Origin of the sequence: Serratia sp. CY47280 (assembly GCF_052168655.1) — a bacterium.
In the GTDB taxonomy this organism is placed as follows: Bacteria; Pseudomonadota; Gammaproteobacteria; order Enterobacterales; family Enterobacteriaceae; genus Serratia; species Serratia bockelmannii.
The window spans coordinates 756,481-774,530 of record NZ_JBJNMG010000001.1; the positions used below are offsets into that span (position 1 = coordinate 756,481).

16 protein-coding genes are annotated in these 18,050 nt (G+C 59.6%); 13 read left to right on the forward strand and 3 right to left on the reverse strand.

Annotated features, from left to right (window positions below; genetic code table 11):
* Positions 1-12: 12 nt before the first annotated feature.
* The 3 genes from ACJ8J4_RS03615 to ACJ8J4_RS03625 all read right to left on the reverse strand — a co-directional run bounded on the left by ACJ8J4_RS03615 (position 13) and on the right by ACJ8J4_RS03625 (position 4,444).
* Complete coding sequence (locus ACJ8J4_RS03615; RefSeq protein WP_025302951.1) at positions 13-795, reverse strand: N-formylglutamate amidohydrolase; 783 nt, start codon at positions 793-795, stop codon at positions 13-15.
* Between the two features lie 101 nt (positions 796-896).
* The gene (gene olsF / locus ACJ8J4_RS03620; RefSeq protein WP_049207482.1) at positions 897-2,618 is read right to left on the reverse strand and encodes an ornithine lipid synthase OlsF; all 1,722 of its coding nucleotides are present in this window, start codon (positions 2,616-2,618) and stop codon (positions 897-899) included.
* Positions 2,619-2,773: 155 nt separating this feature from the next.
* Positions 2,774-4,444 carry a DUF4091 domain-containing protein gene (locus ACJ8J4_RS03625; protein ID WP_264383560.1) on the reverse strand — a complete coding sequence of 557 codons (1,671 nt, stop codon included), beginning with the start codon at positions 4,442-4,444 and terminating at the stop codon, positions 2,774-2,776.
* A 465-nt stretch (positions 4,445-4,909) separates the two neighbouring features.
* On the opposite strand from ACJ8J4_RS03625, the gene ACJ8J4_RS03630 reads away from it, so the two are divergent.
* From ACJ8J4_RS03630 to uspE, 13 genes are all read left to right on the forward strand, one after another.
* On the forward strand, positions 4,910-6,163 hold the full coding sequence (locus ACJ8J4_RS03630; protein WP_025302954.1) for an ABC transporter substrate-binding protein: 1,254 nt from the start codon (positions 4,910-4,912) through the stop codon (positions 6,161-6,163).
* 78 nt (positions 6,164-6,241) lie between these two features.
* Positions 6,242-7,183, forward strand: a complete 942-nt coding sequence (locus ACJ8J4_RS03635) for a carbohydrate ABC transporter permease (protein WP_025302955.1) — start codon at positions 6,242-6,244, stop codon at positions 7,181-7,183.
* Positions 7,184-7,193: 10 nt separating this feature from the next.
* A complete protein-coding gene (locus tag ACJ8J4_RS03640; protein ID WP_004938251.1) occupies positions 7,194-8,012 on the forward strand; it encodes a carbohydrate ABC transporter permease in 819 nt (272 codons plus the stop codon).
* A 21-nt stretch (positions 8,013-8,033) separates the two neighbouring features.
* A complete protein-coding gene (locus ACJ8J4_RS03645; protein WP_025302956.1) occupies positions 8,034-9,146 on the forward strand; it encodes an ABC transporter ATP-binding protein in 1,113 nt (370 codons plus the stop codon).
* A 19-nt stretch (positions 9,147-9,165) separates the two neighbouring features.
* Positions 9,166-10,449, forward strand: a complete 1,284-nt coding sequence (locus ACJ8J4_RS03650; protein WP_043143427.1) for a Gfo/Idh/MocA family protein — start codon at positions 9,166-9,168, stop codon at positions 10,447-10,449.
* 18 nt (positions 10,450-10,467) lie between these two features.
* Positions 10,468-11,373, forward strand: a complete 906-nt coding sequence (locus ACJ8J4_RS03655; RefSeq protein WP_049207688.1) for an ROK family protein — start codon at positions 10,468-10,470, stop codon at positions 11,371-11,373.
* Between the two features lie 332 nt (positions 11,374-11,705).
* Positions 11,706-12,476, forward strand: coding sequence for a transcriptional repressor AgaR (gene agaR, locus ACJ8J4_RS03660; RefSeq protein WP_025302959.1), 771 nt, complete (start codon positions 11,706-11,708; stop codon positions 12,474-12,476).
* A 26-nt stretch (positions 12,477-12,502) separates the two neighbouring features.
* Complete coding sequence (locus ACJ8J4_RS03665) at positions 12,503-13,669, forward strand: SIS domain-containing protein (RefSeq protein ID WP_043144075.1); 1,167 nt, start codon at positions 12,503-12,505, stop codon at positions 13,667-13,669.
* A 9-nt stretch (positions 13,670-13,678) separates the two neighbouring features.
* Positions 13,679-14,533, forward strand: a complete 855-nt coding sequence (locus ACJ8J4_RS03670; protein ID WP_197824039.1) for a tagatose bisphosphate family class II aldolase — start codon at positions 13,679-13,681, stop codon at positions 14,531-14,533.
* Between the two features lie 306 nt (positions 14,534-14,839).
* Positions 14,840-15,151, forward strand: a complete 312-nt coding sequence (locus ACJ8J4_RS03675; protein ID WP_025302962.1) for a hypothetical protein — start codon at positions 14,840-14,842, stop codon at positions 15,149-15,151.
* Between the two features lie 219 nt (positions 15,152-15,370).
* On the forward strand, positions 15,371-15,895 hold the full coding sequence (gene ogt, locus ACJ8J4_RS03680; protein WP_025302963.1) for a methylated-DNA--[protein]-cysteine S-methyltransferase: 525 nt from the start codon (positions 15,371-15,373) through the stop codon (positions 15,893-15,895).
* A 271-nt stretch (positions 15,896-16,166) separates the two neighbouring features.
* Entirely contained in the window at positions 16,167-16,931 is a 765-nt protein-coding gene (locus ACJ8J4_RS03685; RefSeq protein ID WP_004938278.1) for an FNR family transcription factor, read from the forward strand.
* Between the two features lie 126 nt (positions 16,932-17,057).
* Positions 17,058-18,020 (forward strand): universal stress protein UspE, encoded by a 963-nt coding sequence (gene uspE, locus ACJ8J4_RS03690; RefSeq protein ID WP_004938281.1) that lies wholly within the window; start codon positions 17,058-17,060, stop codon positions 18,018-18,020.
* Positions 18,021-18,050: the final 30 nt, after the last annotated feature.

Consider the following 18,050-nt stretch of genomic DNA (forward strand, 5'->3'; position numbering starts at 1 on the left):
ATATTCCTAAAGTCAAATTTGCCAACGCTGCCAGGCCTGCGGCAGCAGGCGTGCGAAACGTTTCGCCCACGCCTGCTGCCCGCGTTCATCGGCGATCAGATCCTGGCGGATTTCGATGCCGACATAAGGCAAACCGCGACGTTCCGCATGCACCGGCAACGTGTAGTCGGTGGCGTCGGTCATCGCATAGGGTTCGTTGATCCCCACCTGCAAATCCCCCTCTTCGCGCAGCAGTTCGGCCAGCAGCAGCGCAAATTCCGGGTAGCGGTTAAACAGCAGGCCCACCTGCCAGGGGCGCGATTCGCCCTTGAACACCGGCGTGAAGCTGTGCATGGCGATCACCGCCGTCGGCAGTTCGCGCAGTTGGCGTTGCCCCAGATGATCGTCGATGGCGTGGTGATACGGCAAAAATACCTCACGCTCGCGCGCCAGCGCGTGTTCGCCGTCGATGCCGATATTGCCGGGGATGGGCGTCAGTTCGGACAAAGGCGGGATCGAGCTGGCGATGCCGGGCGCCCGGTTGCAGTCGATCACCAGCCGTGAGTAACGCTGATGGATCAGCGTGGCGTCCAGTTGGCGGCTCAGATGGCGCGACACGCTCAGCGCGCCGATATCCCAACCGATGTGGCGTTCAATCTCCCCCGGCGGCAAACCGAGGTCGCCAAGGGACTGCGGTATCGCCTTGCCGGCGTGATCGCACAGCAGCAAAAAAGGCGCTTTGCCGCGCGGGATTTCAACGGCAGCTGCGGGCGGTTCATCGGCGGACAATAACGGCGGGATAAACGAATGGGGCATGACGGGCTCCGGCGGTGGAAAGCAAAACGTTTATCGTAGCGCTATCCCGTCGCCGGCCCCAAGGTCGTGCTTAGATCAAAAAGGCATGAGTCAGACTGTAGTCATGCCGTCTCGGCTGGCTGTGGCTGGTGCACCGCGATATAACGCTGATAGCGCGACGGCTTGAGCCGCGTGGTATCCACCAGCACCAGTCCGTCGATACAGTTGTTGAACGCCGGATCGGTGCCGAAGTCGATGAACTGCACCCCACCCGGTTCGCACAGCTCGGTGTATTGCTTGTACAGCGTCGGGATCGAGCAGCCGATGTTGCTGAGCAGGCTCTTCAGCCGCACCAGATCTTCCTGGTAGTTGTCCCCGGCAAACTGCGCCAACACCTGCGGCAGCGACGCCGGATAAGGCCGACGCGACTGCGCGAAGGCGTGATCCGGCGAGAAATAGAGCCGGTAGAAGGCGATCAGCAAATCGCGCGCCGCCAGCGGCATGCCGCCGGAGATCGACACCGGGCCGAACAGATAGCGATATTGCGGGTATTTCGACAGATAGGCGCCGATGCCCAGCCACAAATAGTCCAGCCCGCGCTTGCCCCAATAGGCCGGCTGAATGAAGCTGCGCCCCAGTTCGATGCCCTGCGCCAGGATCGGTTCCATATCGCGGTCATAGTGGAACAGGCTGTTGCTGTAGATGCTCTCCAGGCCCTTACGCGCGATTTGTTCGGCGGTGGGAATAAAACGATAGGCGCCGACGATCTCCAGCTCCTCCTCATCCCACAGCACCAGGTGGTAGTAATCGTCGTCGTAGCTGTCCAGATCGCGGCGGCGGCCGGATCCTTCCCCCACCGCGCGGAAGGCGATCTCGCGCAGGCGCCCCAGCTCGCGCAGGATTGGCGTACGCGCTTCGTCACGGCGACGGTAGAGATAGATGGTTTTACCGTCCGGCGTTACCCCCAACCGTTCGCAGTTCGCCAACGCCTTTTTCAGCTCCAGACGCTCTTCCGGCAGCGCGATCGGCGACTCGCTGGCGAACAGCCCCGGTTTACCCTGGCCCAGGCGATAGACGTGGCGGCGAAAGCGCTCCGCCAGATCCTTGGCGCTGGTGTGGCCGTCGTGCCAGCTGGCGAACGGCACACGGCCGCCGACGCGGATCTTGATGCGCCCGCCCCGCTGCTGGAACATTTCACGCACCAGCAGCAGCGTCGACAGCGGCCGATAAACCAGCGAGGTAAAGTAGAACAGGTTGCTGTTGCGCGCGCTGATGTGGATCGGCACGATCGGCGCGCGCGCCTTGGCGGCCAGGCGCAGAAAGCCGGTATGCCAGTGGCCATCGCGGATGCCTTTCGGGCTCATGCGCGACACTTCGCCAGCCGGGAACAGGATCAGCGCGCCCTGATTGTCCAGTTGCTGCTGCATCCCTTCAATCTGTTTGCGGCTGGTTTTATAAGCGACGTTATCCACCGGCACGAACAGGTTGCGCAGCGGTTCGATATAGGTCAGCAGTTGGCTGGCCACCACTTTCACATCCGGGCGCACCGCCGCGACGGCGCGCAGCAGCACCAGGCCGTCGAGTGAGCCGATCGGGTGATTGGCGACGAGCACCACCGGCCCCTGGCTCGGGATGTTTTCCAGATCGCCGTCCACCAGCTCGCAGCTGAGGTTGAAGTAGTCCACCACCTGCTCGATCAGATCGAGCCCTTTCAGGTGGGGATAGTCGGCAGCGAACTGTTTGAATTCTTTTTCGAAGAGAAGGGTTCTTAGCAGGCTGCGCTGCCAGGCAGGGGTATTGCGGTGTGGAAATGCATCTTGCAACAGAGAATCCAGGCTGAACATCGCGTTATCTCCTGACGTAGTCGCTGCAAACTTAAGCCAGAGCCGTGACTCTGACGTGTCAGTTACATGACAATAAAATGAATCCATCGACTATCAGGTATAGCAAAGTAATGACGAATTGGGAGCGAAAGACGCATTTTCGCCCCCACTTGCCCTCACATCGGCGCCAGCAGCGCTTCGATGCGGCGGTTCACCGCTTCGCGCAAGCGCAGCAGCGGCCCGGCCTGGTGCGGATAACGCTTGAAGGTAATGCGCATACCCAGTTCGCGTTCGATCAGCCCCTCCACCGTCGCCCTGTCGGTCAAACTCTCCAACAGCTGCAGCGCGCGCATATCCTGTAGCCCCTGGTGCAGCACCCGCAGACGCAGCGATTCCACCGGCTGCAGATCCTCGCCCGGATAGACCACGAACGGGTCGCCGGAGGGAAACGCATGGCCGCTGTCGGTCACGGCATAAGGGTTGATGCGCTCGCGCGAATGGGCGCTGTTATAGAAGTTGAATCCCCAATGCAGGAAGCCGGCGATGCGATACAGATAGAGCTGCACGCCCAATATGCGGTTGCGCGCCGAAGGCTGGGCGAAGAACCGGTTGGCGACCTCGGTCTTCTGTACGCAGCAATAATAGGCCCACAGGCCAGGCACCCGGTGTTCGATAAAGGGTTCGATATGATCGGTGGCAGCGACCGGGATTTCCACCAGGCCTCGCTGATAGAAAGCGAAATCCGACAGCGCATCGAAGGTGCGAAAGCCATCCAGCAATGGGCGTAGCGCGGCGCTGGCGCGCTGGTAGGCCGCCAGGTTGTCCAGCGTCGGCTCATCGGAAACATGGAACCACACCTGCCGTTCCAGCCCCCGTTCGCGGAACCAGGCGGTCAACGCCGGCAGCAGCGCCTGCAGAAAACGCTGGTACGCTTCGCCCTGCGCATCGGTGTGCCAGCCGAAAAGCGGTCGCGCCTCGCCCTGCTCCTCCACCACGATCTTCGGCGCATGTGCCGCGCCCCATTGGGTAAACAGCGGCGCGATTTCGAAGTGCTCGATGCCCTCTTCCTGCGCCAACGCTATCCACTGCGCCAGGCGGCTGAAATCGAAGCCATATCCCTGCGCCGAACGCGACACCCTCACCAACTGCACCGTGGTGCGTTCACCGCCGACGGCGGTATCCAGCGGCGGCGTAAACAGCGGCGTCAGCAGCATATTAACCCCCGCCTGCACCGCACAGCGCACAAAGTTGCGCACCGCGCGCCAGTAATCCGGGCTGAACACCGCCAGACGGTAGTAATCCGCCAGGCAGTCGGTGTGCAACCACTCGGTGTGCAACAGCGTTTGCGGCGGCAACGCCGCCGGCACCAGATGCAGCGTCAGCGTGGCCTCGGCCAGCGCCTCACCGCTCTGGGCACCCCGCAGCCGCAGGGTCAACGGAAAGTCACCAGCCAGTTGCGCGTCGGCCGGCGGCGTCAAGGTCAGCCACAGGCTGCCATAATAGCGGCAGGCGGCAAAAAAACGCCGTTGCGGCAGCGGCATCAGCGGATCGGGAAATAAGCCCGGCTCGGTCGTCAGGTAATTCTCATCGGTCTCGCGATAACAGGGAAAACCGCTCGGTACCGATTGCACCTGGCGCACGCTGATATACGCCGCCAGCGGTCCGTCAAGTTGATAACTGAGCTCATGGCGAGTCTCGTTGCCCGGGGTTTGCAAACAGTACACCGCCTGCCAGGAAAGCACCTCGTTATTTAACCCGCTCAGCCGATTTTCTACGGCAACGGGCGGCATATTTTGGCAATGAAATACTTTCTCCAGGCAATGCGTAAATACCAGAGACAGGCGCATGATAATCGGCCCTCTTTATTTTGGATAAATCAATATTGTGAAATCCAGGCTAACGTCTTTTATCGCCACAGACAATAGCCGGCAATAAAAAACGTTCCTGCACCCTCCTCTGACAGCCACAGCAAGATTTTTTTGTTTATTTGCATCACAAAAATGAAAGAAGCAGAAGCTTGCACAATAAAAATGTTTTTAATCCCCATTATGGTGCAAGGGTTATCAGTTATTCCTATGCCTGCGAAGGCCGCTAAATGCCGCGCCACCGGGGAAAAAACCCGTCAAAAGGTTAACGAATTGTGAATAAACACACCTTTCACTTGGCCGTCAAAGCCTTTCGATTTTAACAACAATGAAACATCAACGCCCCATTTTTGGGCATTTGGGGGTGTATTGACACATTGAAAGTTAAGGGATAGAAAGAATTTACGTTGCGAAAAACGCTATTCGTCGCTCACCGAGGGAAAAGCAATGTCACCGATAAAAAATACCGGCCGCCTGCTGGCGCACTCTATTCTTGCCAGCGCATTATTATTGCCCACACTGCTCCACGCCGCAGATAAAATAACATTGCGCTATGCCGTTTGGGACAGAAATCAATTATCATCCGAACAGGAGATTGCTAAGCGATTTGAGCAGGCCAACCCGGATATAAAAATAGAAATAGAATTAACCCCCTCGGCACAATATTTCGTTAAATTAGATTCCGCAGCCGCCGGCGGCGTGGCGCCGGATATATTCTGGATCAATATGCCTTATTTTGTGCAGTACGCCAAAAACGGCATTATGGAGCCGCTGGCACCCTATATTAAAGACAGCGGCCTTAAGCTGGACGACGTGGTCGCCAGCTCGGTGAAAGCCTACCAGTACGACGGCCAGCAGATGGCCATCCCGCGCGACGTCGATTCCATCGCCGTGTGGTACAACAAAAAACTGTTCGATCAGGCCGGCGTCAGCTACCCCACCAGCGACTGGAGCTGGGACGATCTGAAAAGCAAGGCTACCGCGCTGAAAAACGGGCTGAAAGGCACGGCCTTCCCGCTGGTGATGGATCTCAGCATCGACGGCCAGGACAGTTACATGAACCTGCTGTTCCAAAACGGCAATCACATCGTGCCGAAAGACGGCCAGCCCACCGACATCGCCAACGACAAATCCCTCTGGGTCTACCAGCAGCTGCAGGGCATGATGAAAGACGGCCTGATGCCAAGCGCCCAGCAGATGAGCGAAGTCAAAACCGAGAACATCTTCCAGTCCAACCGCGCGGCGATGGTCTATGCCGGTTCCTGGCTGGCGGCACCGTTCGCCAATAACCCGCTGATCAACGACCACATCGGCGTGGTGATGATGCCCAAAATTGAACGCCAGTCCGGCGTGGCGCACAGCCTGGCCTTCGCCATGTCGGCCAAAAGCGCCCATAAGCAGGCCGCCTGGAAATATATTGCCTTCATGAGCAGCGAAGCCTCACAGGCTGAGCTGGCCAAGGTGGTGATCCCGGCCAACAAGACGGCGGCCAAGGTCTGGGCGCAGCAGATTCAGAAAGTCGACGTTTCGCCTTATATCCAGACCCTTGAAGTGACCCAGGCTTACCCCACCGCCGGCACCAATACGCCGAAGTGGCAGAACATGTGGATCGCCAGCCTGAAGAAGATCTTTATGGGCGCGGACGCTAAGCAGGAAATGGACAAATCGGTCAAGAAGATCGCGCGCGTCATGGAGCAGTAATCGCCCCGCCGCGGCGCGCTGCCCCGAGCGCGCGCCGCGGTGGACCCACGCTGAACGTCATAGGTGAGGAATGGCAACATGTCGCTGGCAGAAACGGCTACGGTCACCCTGAAACCATCCCGGCGCACCGCCCGCCCCGCGCTCAATCGGCTCGAACGCGCCGAACGCTTCTGGGGCTGGGTGATGATCCTGCCGCTGTTGTTGGGGGTGACGGTGTTTTACCTGATCCCCTTTTTGCAAAACATTTTTTACAGCTTTACCGATCTGAACCAGTTCATGCGCTGGAGCAGCATCAGCGTCGATAACTATCTCAACCTGTTCGAAGACGACGACTTCTACACCGCCGCCGCCAACACCTTGTTCTACGTGGTGGTGTGCGTGCCGATCAGCCTGAGCCTGTCGCTGCTGCTGGCGATCGGCCTCAATCAGAACATCCGTGGCAAAGGCCTGCTGCGCACCCTGCTGTTCCTGCCGGCGGTCACCATGCCTGCGGCGGTGGCCATGGTGTGGCAATGGCTGTTCAACAAGGATTTCGGCCTGATCAACCAGGCGCTGGGCCTGCTGCACATTGCGCCGGTCGCCTGGCTGTCCGATCCGGACGTGGTGCGCATCAGCGTGTCCATCATCATCATCTGGTCGTCGCTGGCGCTGAAGATCATCATTTTGCTGGCCGGGCTGCAGAGCATTCCGCGCCAGCTATACGAGGCGGCGGATATCGACGGCATCGGCACCCTGCGCCGCTTCTTCTGTATCACGTTGCCGATGATGGTGCCGACGCTGTTTTTCGTGTCGGTGATGAGCTTTATCGAGATCCTGCAAATCTTCGACGTGGTGTTCCTGATGTTCGACCGCGCGCTGGTGGAAAACGACGTGATGACCGTCACCAACCTGTTCTACAAGTACGCGTTTTACCTGCAGGAAAAAGGCTACGCTTCCGCCATCACCGTGGTGCTGTTCGCCGTCACGCTGGTGATCACCCTGATTCAAATGGCGATCGGCAAGCGCCTGAAAGTCAGCTGAGGAGCTGCACATGAACGCAAGCAAGAAAACGCTGGTGTACCTGTTTATGGGGCTGGCGGCGCTGGCCTCGGTGGTGCCCTTTATCTGGATGCTGGTGACCTCGCTGAAAACCCAGGCCGAGAGCATTCAGATCCCGCTGACGCTGCTGCCGGCGCACCCTAGCCTGCAGGCCTACGGTCGGGTGATGCACGAAATCCCGTTCGCCGGCTTTTACCTCAACTCGCTGCTGGCGACTTTCTTCACCGTCACCCTGCAGATGGCGATCGCTACCCTGGCCGCCTATGGCTTCTCGCGCCTGCATTTTCGCGGCCGTGACGCGGTGTTTCTGGTATGCGTGTCGATCCTGATGGTGCCCGGTCAGGCATTTCTGATCCCGCAATTCCTGGTGGTACAGAAGCTGGGGCTGGTCAACAGCATCACCGGGTTGGTGCTGCCGGGCATTTTCAGCGTTTACGCCACCTTCCTGCTGCGCCAGTTCTTCCTGGCGGTACCGAAGGAAATGGAAGAAGCGGCTTTGATCGACGGCTACAGCTACTTCGCCATCTTCTGGCGCATCATGCTGCCGCTGATCCGGCCAGGCATTATCGCCTGCGTCATCATCAATGGCCTGTGGAGCTGGAACAACCTGATGTGGCCGCTGATCGTCAATACCACCACCGAGAAGCTGACGCTGCCGGTTGGCCTCGCCTCGCTCTCCAGCCGCGCCGGGGTGGAATACCCGTTGCTGATGGCCGGGGCGCTGATGGCGGTGATCCCGATGTTGATGCTGTTCATTATTTTCCAACGCTATTTCATCCAGGGCATCGCCAGCGCCGGGGTGAAAGGCTAACGCGCAGACAAGGTAAACGACATGGCCGGAATTCAGTTAAACAGCGTTAAAAAAGTCTACCCCAACGGTTTCCACGCGCTGCACGGCGTCGATCTGGAAATTGAAGACGGGGAATTTATGGTGTTCGTCGGCCCGTCCGGCTGCGCCAAGTCTACCCTGCTGCGGATGATCGCCGGGCTGGAGAGCGTCAGCGAGGGGCAGATCCTGATCCACGATCGCTGCGTCAACGACAGCATGCCGAAGGATCGCGGCATCGCCATGGTGTTCCAGAACTATGCGCTGTACCCGCACATGACGGTGTACAAGAACATGGCGTTCGGCCTGATCGGCAAAGAGAGCAAGGCCGAGATCGACCGCCGGGTGCGCGACGCGGCGGAAAAACTGGAGATCACCAACCTGCTGCAGCGTAAGCCGGGCCAGCTCTCCGGCGGCCAGTGCCAGCGGGTGGCGGTCGGCCGAGCCATCGTGCGCAAGCCCAAGGTGTTCCTGTTCGATGAGCCGCTGTCCAACCTCGACGCCAAGCTGCGAGTGTCGATGCGCGTACAGCTGATCGAACTGCACAACCAGCTGAAGCAGGAAGGCGCCGCCGCCACCATGGTGTACGTCACCCACGATCAGGTCGAAGCGATGACCATGGGCGATCGCATTTGCGTGATGAATCGCGGCGCCATCATGCAGGTGGATAAACCGATCAATCTGTACCACCACCCCGCCAACCGTTTCGTCGCCGAGTTTATCGGCAGCCCGTCGATGAATTTGCACGATCTGGCGATCGTGCGCGACGGCCAAACGGTGCGGCTGCGTATCGGCCTGCAGCACCAGCTCGATCTGCCGCCGGCGCTGCAACGGCAGTTGGCCGACTACCCGCATGCGCGGGTGTGTCTCGGCATCCGGCCGGAGTCCCTGCGGCTGTGTGCGCCCGGCAGCGCCAACTGTTTCCCGGCGCAGATCGTCACCATCGAGCGCATGGGCAACGAAGAGTTGCTGCACTGCGAACTGGCTGACCTGCGCTTCGTGCTGCGCATGGCGTCGCTGCCGGACTGGGAGCCGCGCCTCGGCGAAAGCATTCATCTGGCATTCGATCTGACGCGCGCGCATTTGTTCGACGAGCTCAGCGGCCAAAACCTCAAATAACAACAGCGGAGTATCAGCAATGTCGTCAACACAACCCAACAACGTTGCCCAGCGCCCGGTGCGAGTGCTGGTCGTCGGCGCCGGTGCGCGCGGTGAAATCTACTCGCGCTATGCGCTGGCGCACCCCGATTTGATGCAGGTGGTGGCGGTGGCGGAACCGCGCGATGCCTACCGCGAGCCGTTCGTGGTGCAGCACGCCATCGCGCCGGAAAACGTCTTCACCGACTGGCGCCAGGCCGCCGACGCCGGCAAGCTGGCCGACGCGGTGCTGATCTGCACTCAGGATCAGATGCACCTAGAGCCGGCGCTGGCCTTCGCCCGTCAGGGCTACGCCATGCTGCTGGAAAAACCGCTGTCGCCGGACGCCGACGAGTGCCGGGCCATCGTCGCCGAGGTCGTGCGCCAAAAGCTGATCTTCTCAGTCGGCCACGTGCTGCGCTATACCCGCTATACCCAAAAGCTCAAACAGCTGCTGCGCGACGGCGCGATCGGCGACATCGTCAGCCTGCAACACTTAGAACCGGTTGGCTACTGGCATCAGGCGCACTCCTTCGTGCGCGGCAACTGGCGCAACGATCAACAGGCCGCGTTTATGCTGTTGCAGAAATCCTGCCACGACATCGACTGGATCCGCTACGTGATGGAACAGCCCTGCGAACAGGTCAGCTCCTTCGGCAACCTGCACCACTTCCGCCGGGAAAACCAACCGGCCGGCGCGGCGGACAACTGCCTGGATTGCGCAGTGGAGGCAGCCTGTCCCTATTCCGCCAAACGCATCTATCTGGGCGACGATCACAAGGCCACGCCCGGTTTTCTGCGGGTGCTGACGCCGGAACCCGACCAGACGACGCTGCGGGCGGCGCTGCGCGACGGGCCCTACGGCCGCTGCGTCTACCGCTGCGACAATAACGTGGTCGACCATCAGGTGGTCAACATGCAGTTCGCCGGCGGCCGCACTGCGTCGTTCACCATGACGGCCTTCACTCGCCACGAAGATCGCCACACCCGCATCTTCGGCAGCCGCGGCTGCCTGGAAGGCGACGGCCGCCATATCCGCATCACCTCGTTCCTCGACGACGGCGAAACGCATTACGACACCGACGCCGGCCAGGATCTGCACGCGATGGGCGGCCACGGCGGCGGCGACTACTACCTGATGCAGCACTTTATCGCGGCCATTCGCGCCAACGATCCGAGCCAGGTGCTGGCCGGCCCGGCCGAAGCGCTGGAGAGCCACCTGATGGTGTTCGCCGCCGAACGCGCACGCCGTGAAGCGGCGGTGATCGCCCTGAACGGAGCCTGAAGCATGGCCACGACAGAGATGCGTTACGGCTTCGACATCGGCGGCACCAAGATTGAAATGGCCGCTTACGATCGCCGGCTCAATCAGGTGCTGATCCAGCGGGTGCGCACCCCTACCAGAGATTACGGCGAATTCGTGGCCTGCATCGCCGGGCTGGTCGAGCAGGCGGATCGCGAACTGCATACGCGCGGCAGCATCGGCATCGGTTTACCGGGGATCACCGATCCCGTCAGCCGCCGCCAGCTGGCGGTCAACGTGCCCTGCCTGACCGGGCATTGCCTGGCGGATGATTTAACGCGGGCGCTGGCGCGGCCGATCGCCATCGAGAACGATTGCCGCTGTTTCGCGCTGTCGGAAGCCAGTACGCCGCAAACCGCACACCTGCCGCTGGTGTTCGGCGCCATCATCGGCACCGGCGCCGGCGGTGGCCTGGTGGTGAACCGGCAACTGCATAAGGGACGCAGCGGCGTGGCGGGTGAATGGGGCCATATGCCGATCTCGGCCCAGTTGGCGCAGCGTTACGATCTGCCGCTGTTCGGCTGCAACTGCGGGCTGACCGGCTGCTTTGAGCGCTACGTCTCCGGCAGCGGACTGCTGGCGCTGAGCCGCCATTTCGCCCATCCGGCCGCCGACGTGCCAGCGCTGGTCGCCAGCTATCGTGCCGGTGATGCGCTCGCGCATCGGCTGATGACGATTTACGTCGACATTCTGGCCAGCGCGCTGGCCGGCTTACAGCTGCTGCTGGATGTTGATGCCTTCGTGCTGGGCGGTGGCTTGTCCAACGTCGGCGAGCTTTACCGGCTGTTGCCGCCGGCGATGCGGCGCTGGCTGCTGCCGGGCGTGGAACCGGCGGCGGTGTTCCCGCCGGTGCACGGTGACAGCAGCGGCGTACGCGGCGCGGCGCTTTTACGCGCGCCGGCATAAAAAAACAGTGAAAGCCCGGCGGTTGTCGAGCGATCGTTGCGGCTTTCGGCCTCGACGGGCTGAATAATTAAATGCCGGGAATTGGCGACTGAAAAATAACGAATTTGCCGTTTTCACTTTGCGTTAACACCGCTTTCGGTTGGCATTAAACTGAAAGCAAAATTAAATATAACCATCTGATAGATATAGATATTTTAAAATTAATCGATTGCATTTCAGTGTTTCGTTTGCTGTAATTCGCCACGAACAACTGAAAGCGCTCCGGTCGGTATCGCTGCGGCTTATTAAGCCGCGGTCGGGCACGGCTACAGGTAAATCAGGAGTCTGCGTTAATGATCAATACCGCAAAACGCCGGGAATTAATTATCGACCAGCTGTGCCGCGAGGGCACAGTGCGCGTGGAGCAGCTCAGCCAGCAGTTTTCGGTGTCCAGCGTCACCATCCGCAGCGATCTGCGCCAGCTGGAAAAACACGGCTGCGCGGTGCGCGCCTACGGCGGCGCTATGTTGAACAAACAGTTCGCCTTCGACCGCCCATTGCAGGACAAGGGCCGCCTCAATCGCGACGTAAAACACGTCATCGCCTGCGCGGCCGCGGCGCTGATTGAAGACGGCGACGCCGTCATCCTCGACTCCGGCTCCACCACCAGCCAGATGGCGCCGCAGTTGGCGGGGAAAAAGGATCTGGTGGTGATGACCAACGCGCTCAACATCGCCTTCGAATTAGCCAGCAACGAGCAGATCGATCTGATGGTGGTCGGGGGCAGCGTGCGCCGCAAAGCCTGGTCGCTTTACGGCCCTGCCGCCGAACAGCAGCTGCGCCAATACCGGTTCGACAAGCTGTTTCTCGGCGTCGACGGTTTCGATCTCACGAGCGGCATCACCACGCCGGATCCGGGCGAAGCGCAGCTGAACCGCGTGATGTGCGAGGTGGCGCGTGAAGTGATCGCCATCGCCGACGCCAGCAAATTCGGCCGCACCAGTTTTTGCATGATCCGCGAAATCGGTCAGATCCACCGTCTGGTCACCGACAGCCGCATTCCGGCGCACTACCTGCAGGCGCTGCACCATTTAGGGATCGACGTGATTATCGCCGACCGTTAACCGAGGCTTTTTAAGGAGCTGTCATCATGAACGCGTATTTCTCTTACGAGGCGGATTGGCTGAAGCAGCGCAACGCCTGGCACACCGCCGCAGAAATTTGGCAACAGCCGGATCTGTGGGCAGCGCTGCACCGGCAGCTGCAGGATCAACAGGCGCAGTGGCAGCCGTTCCTGGCGCCGCTGCTGGCCAATCCGCGCCTGCAGATCGTCCTGTGCGGCGCCGGCAGTTCGGCATTTGCCGGCCGTGCCCTGGCGCCCTGGCTGCGCGAACGCACCGGCCGCGACGTGGTAGCCTACGGCACCACCGATATCGTCGCCAACCCGCTGCAGTATCTCGACCCTGATCGGCCGACGCTGCTGGTCTCTTTCGCCCGCTCGGGCAACAGCCCCGAAAGCGTGGCGACGGTGGAGCTGGCCGACCAGCTGCTGCCGGAAAGCTATCACCTGATGCTGGTGTGCAACCCGGACAGCCGGCTGGCGCAGTACGCGCATCGGCGTGACAACGTCTGTTCGCTGGTGATGCCGCAAGGTTCCAACGATCAGAGCTTCGCCATGACCTCCAGCTTCAGCTGCATGATGCTGAGCGCCGCGCTGCTGCTCGGCCCAACGTCGCTCGAGGCCGCCCAGGCACCGCTGAGTGCCATGGTGCAGCGCTGCCGAGAACTGCGTGAAACGCTGCAGGCGCAGGTGAAAGCGCTGGCCGCCAGCGGCTTCCGCCGCTACATCACCCTCGGCGGCAGCTGCTTTACCGGCCTCGCCGAAGAGGCCTCACTTAAGATGCTGGAGCTGACCGCCGGCCGCATCGTTACACGCTACGACTCGCCGCTCGGCCTGCGCCACGGCCCGAAATTCATGGTCGACGGCCAGACGTTGGTGGTGCTGATGTTCTCCCACGACGACTACGCCCGCCAGTATGACCGCGATCTGTGGAACGAGCTGCAGCGCGACGGGCTGGCGATGCAGTTGGTCGGATTGACCGGCGAACGCCAACCCCTGTCCGACGCTCTGCTGAATATGCACGACGCGGCTGACGATATCTGGCTGCTGTTCCCGTATCTGCTGTTCACCCAGATGCTGGCCTTCGAGAGTTCACTGGCGCTGGGGCTGACCCCGGACAACCCTTGCCCGACCGGCGAGGTCAACCGGGTGGTGAAAGGCGTGACGATTTACCGTTTTCCCTCCCCTGAGTTGTAAGGAGATCCCATGTATCTGATAGCCAATCGAGAAATGCTGCTCAAGGCACAGCGCCAGGGTTACGCCGTTCCGGCGTTTAACGTCCACAATCTGGAAACCGTGCAGGTGGTGGCGGAGACCGCCGCCGAGCTGCACTCACCGGTGATCATGGCCGGCACGCCCGGCACCTTCAGCTACGCCGGCACCGACTACCTGATCGGCATTTGCCAATCGGCCGCGCACCGCTACGATTTGCCGCTGGCGCTGCATCTGGATCATCACGAAGAGCTGGACGACATCGAGCACAAGGTGAAAAGCGGTATCCGCTCGGTGATGATCGACGGTTCCCATCTGCCGTTCGAGCAGAACATCGCCAAGGTGGCCGCCGCAGTGGCCCTGTGCCACCGCTATGGCGCCAGCGTGGAGGCGGAGCTGGGCCGCCTGGGCGGGCAGGAAGACGATCTGATCGTCGATACCGCGGACAGCTTCTATACCGACCCGATGGCGGCACGCGAGTTTGTCGCCGCCACCGGCATCGATTCGCTGGCGGTGGCGATCGGTTCCGCCCACGGCCTGTATCACGGCGAGCCGAAGCTGGACTTCGAGCGCCTGGCGCTGATCCGCGAACAGGTGGACGTGCCCCTGGTGCTGCACGGCGCCTCCGGCATTCCGGAAGCGATGGTCAAGCGCGCGATTTCGCTCGGCGTCTGCAAGGTCAACGTCGCTACCGAACTGAAAATCGCCTTCGCCGATGCGGTAAAAAGCTACTTTTCGCAGCACCCGGATGCTAACGATCCGCGCAAATACATCGTCCCCGGCAAGCTGGCGATGAAAGAAGTGGTAGCGGAAAAGATCCGCATCTGCGGCAGCAGCGGCATGCTGTAAGCCCGCTCTCGCCCCCGGTTCCTGCCGTTACACCACGGGGGCGAAAACATCCCGCCATTCCCCGCTTTCCTGAGAGAACGATCACAGCCTTTTACCCTGCCCGCACCGGAAACCATTAACCGGTCTTCACTATGATCCAAATCATGGTTTTGCTCACCCTACCTCCCTATTATCAAACCCATTGAATGAAGGCAGTAGGAATTTTGCCCATTCGTTTTTATTTCGCCACACGAAATAGCTTATTTAATGAAAACAAGCATGCTTGTTTTTAATTGGCAGCATTCTTTACTCTAAGAGGAACAGCGTATGAACCATTACTTAGCCGTATTAAGCACATTGGTCATTCTGCCCTTCGCTCTGCAAGCAAAACCGCTTTCCGGAAGCCAGGTCGCCTCCGGCGTCGTGCGCTTCACCGGCGCCATTACTACGCCAACCTGCGCCATCACACATCAGGATGAACAGCTTATCTCCAACTGTTTCGGCAAAGTAACGGAATATCAGAACGGGTATATTTCTTCTTCGTTAAAAGAGATGCCAAAAGAATTAGTCTCTGCCGTCACCAGTGAAATGGTGAATAACAATCCCTATTTAAAGCGTGTGACCATCAGCTATAAGTAACCCCAATGTGTCAATGCTTGATGAAATAATAAACAAGAAACAACTTGTCTTGATAACTTATAAATTTATTTTATAAATTCGTCGAACAATGACTCCCTGGCTTCCCCTGAGCCGCCTATTTGGGTAACCCTGCGGTTGCCCATCAACATGTCCGAAATCCGCCATCGTCTCCCTCCGTTTCATGCGATAATCCCCACACTAAACCGAGGAGTGATCCAGATGCAGACTTTTTTGATTGATCGTACCGCTACGCCGGTGGGTGAACTGGTGCTGATTGCCGATGAACAGGGGCGCCTGCGGGCGATTGACTGGACCGATCACGAAGCGCGCCTCATGAAGCTGCTGAATACCCACTACCGCGCCGATCGCTTCACCCTGCGCGAACAGCGCGATCCCAGCGGGCTGACCGACGCCATGCAGCGCTATTTCGCCGGTGAACTGAGCATTATCGATCGGTTGCCGGTGATGACTGCCGGCACCGAGTTCCAACGCACCGTGTGGCAACAGCTGCGCCAAATCCCCTGCGGCGAGATCCTGACCTACGGCCAACTGGCGCAACGCATCGGCCGTCCGACCGCCTCGCGCGCGGTCGGCATGGCCAACGGTTCAAATCCGATCAGCATCGTGGTGCCCTGCCACCGAGTGATCGGTTCGCAGGGCGCGCTGACCGGCTATGCCGGCGGCGTACAACGCAAGCAGTGGCTGCTGCAGCACGAAGGCTACCTGCCGAAAAATTTGCTGTAGCCACCTATCCAGCGCCATTGTTTGGCGCTGCTTAATAAAACACATTGCTCTACGCCGCGCGCGTGCCCACTTGGGTACTATTAATAGCTTGTGTGAATAAAACGCATAAGTCACAAATAATACTCATAACTTCAGTCCCATACAGAATAATCGGCGGCATGTGTGCGCAAAATTCGCACACAATACCCCTATTCATGCTAATGCCACCCTTATCAGCTGCAGCAAAAGATGTTAAAATTGACTCATATCAATTATTGAATGAGCGTAATCTATGATCCCGGAAAAACGCGTGATTCGTCGTATCCAGTCTGGTGGTTGTGCGATCCATTGCCAGGACTGCAGCATCAGCCAGCTGTGCATTCCTTTCACCCTTAATGCTCACGAGCTGGACCAGCTCGACAACATTATCGAGAGGAAAAAGCCCATCCAGAAAGGCCAGACCCTGTTCAAGGCCGGCGACGAGCTGAAATCGCTGTACGCGATCCGTTCCGGGACCATCAAAAGCTACACCATCACCGAGCAAGGCGACGAGCAAATCACCGGTTTCCACCTGGCGGGTGACCTGGTGGGCTTCGATGCCATCGGCGGCCTGAAGCACCCGAGCTTCGCCCAGGCGCTGGAAACCTCGATGGTGTGCGAGATCCCGTTCGAGACCCTCGACGATCTGTCCGGCAAAATGCCCAACCTGCGTCAGCAGATCATGCGGCTGATGAGCGGCGAGATCAAAGGCGATCAGGACATGATCCTGCTACTGTCGAAGAAAAACGCCGAAGAGCGCCTGGCGGCGTTCGTTTACAACCTGTCGCGCCGCTTCGCGGAGCGCGGTTTCTCACCACGCGAGTTCCGGTTGACCATGACCCGCGGCGACATCGGCAACTACCTCGGCCTGACGGTGGAAACCATCAGCCGCCTGCTGGGCCGCTTCCAGAAAAGCGAAATTCTCAGCGTGAAAGGCAAATACATCACCATCGAAAATGCCGACGCCCTGTCGGTGCTGGCCGGAACGCCACGTATCAACGTGACCGTCAACGCCTGATCCCCCTGCCGGATCAACATTTCCCCGAAATTGTTGATCCGGCACGCTTCTGTTGTTGTTCTGTTTTTCAATGTTGGGTTACTCTGTAAATTAACAGACTGTTGATTTCAGCTGTAAGGAGGCCCTATGGCGAAGTATCAGAATCTTCTGGTGGCTATTGACCCCAATCAGGACGATCAGCCGGCATTGCGCCGCGCCGTGTACCTGGTAAAACGGAACGGCGGGCGCATCAAAGCCTTCCTGCCCATTTACGACTTCTCTTACGAAATGACGACCCTGCTCTCCCCGGACGAAAGAACGGCGATGCGGCAAGGTGTGATCAGCCAACGCGCCGCCTGGATCAATGAACAGTGCCGCTTCTACCTCAACGACGGCGTGCCGATCGAAATCAAAGTGGTCTGGCATAACCGCCCCTTCGAAGCCATCATTCAGGAAGTGCTTTCTGGCCAACATGACCTGCTGCTGAAAATGGCGCACCAGCACGACCGGTTGGAGTCGGTGATCTTTACCCCCACCGACTGGCACCTGCTGCGCAAATGCCCTTGCCCGGTGTGGATGGTGAAAGACCAGCCCTGGCCGGAAGGCGGCAAAGCGCTGGTGGCGGTCAACCTGGCCAGCGAAGAACCCTATCACGACCCGCTCAATATCAAACTGGTGCAAGAAACCGTCGAACTGGCGCAAAACGTCAACCAGACCGAGGTTCACCTGGTCGGCGCCTATCCCGTCACGCCGATCAACATCGCCATCGAACTGCCCGACTTCGACCCGAGCGTCTACAACGACGCCATTCGCGGCCAGCACCTGATCGCCATGAAGGCGCTGCGGCAGAAATTCTGCATTAAGGAAGAGTTCACCCACGTAGAAAAAGGCCTGCCGGAAGAGGTGATCCCCGATCTGGCCGAACACCTGCAGGCCGGCGTGGTGGTGCTGGGCACCCTGGGCCGCACCGGCATTTCAGCCGCCTTTATCGGCAACACCGCGGAACATGTGATCGATCATCTGAAATGCGACCTGCTGGTGATTAAACCGGAAAACTTCAACTGCCCGATCGAAGCGGATGAAGACGACGAACACGACGACGAAGATTAAGCTTCGCGTATAAAAAACGGGCCGCTAAGC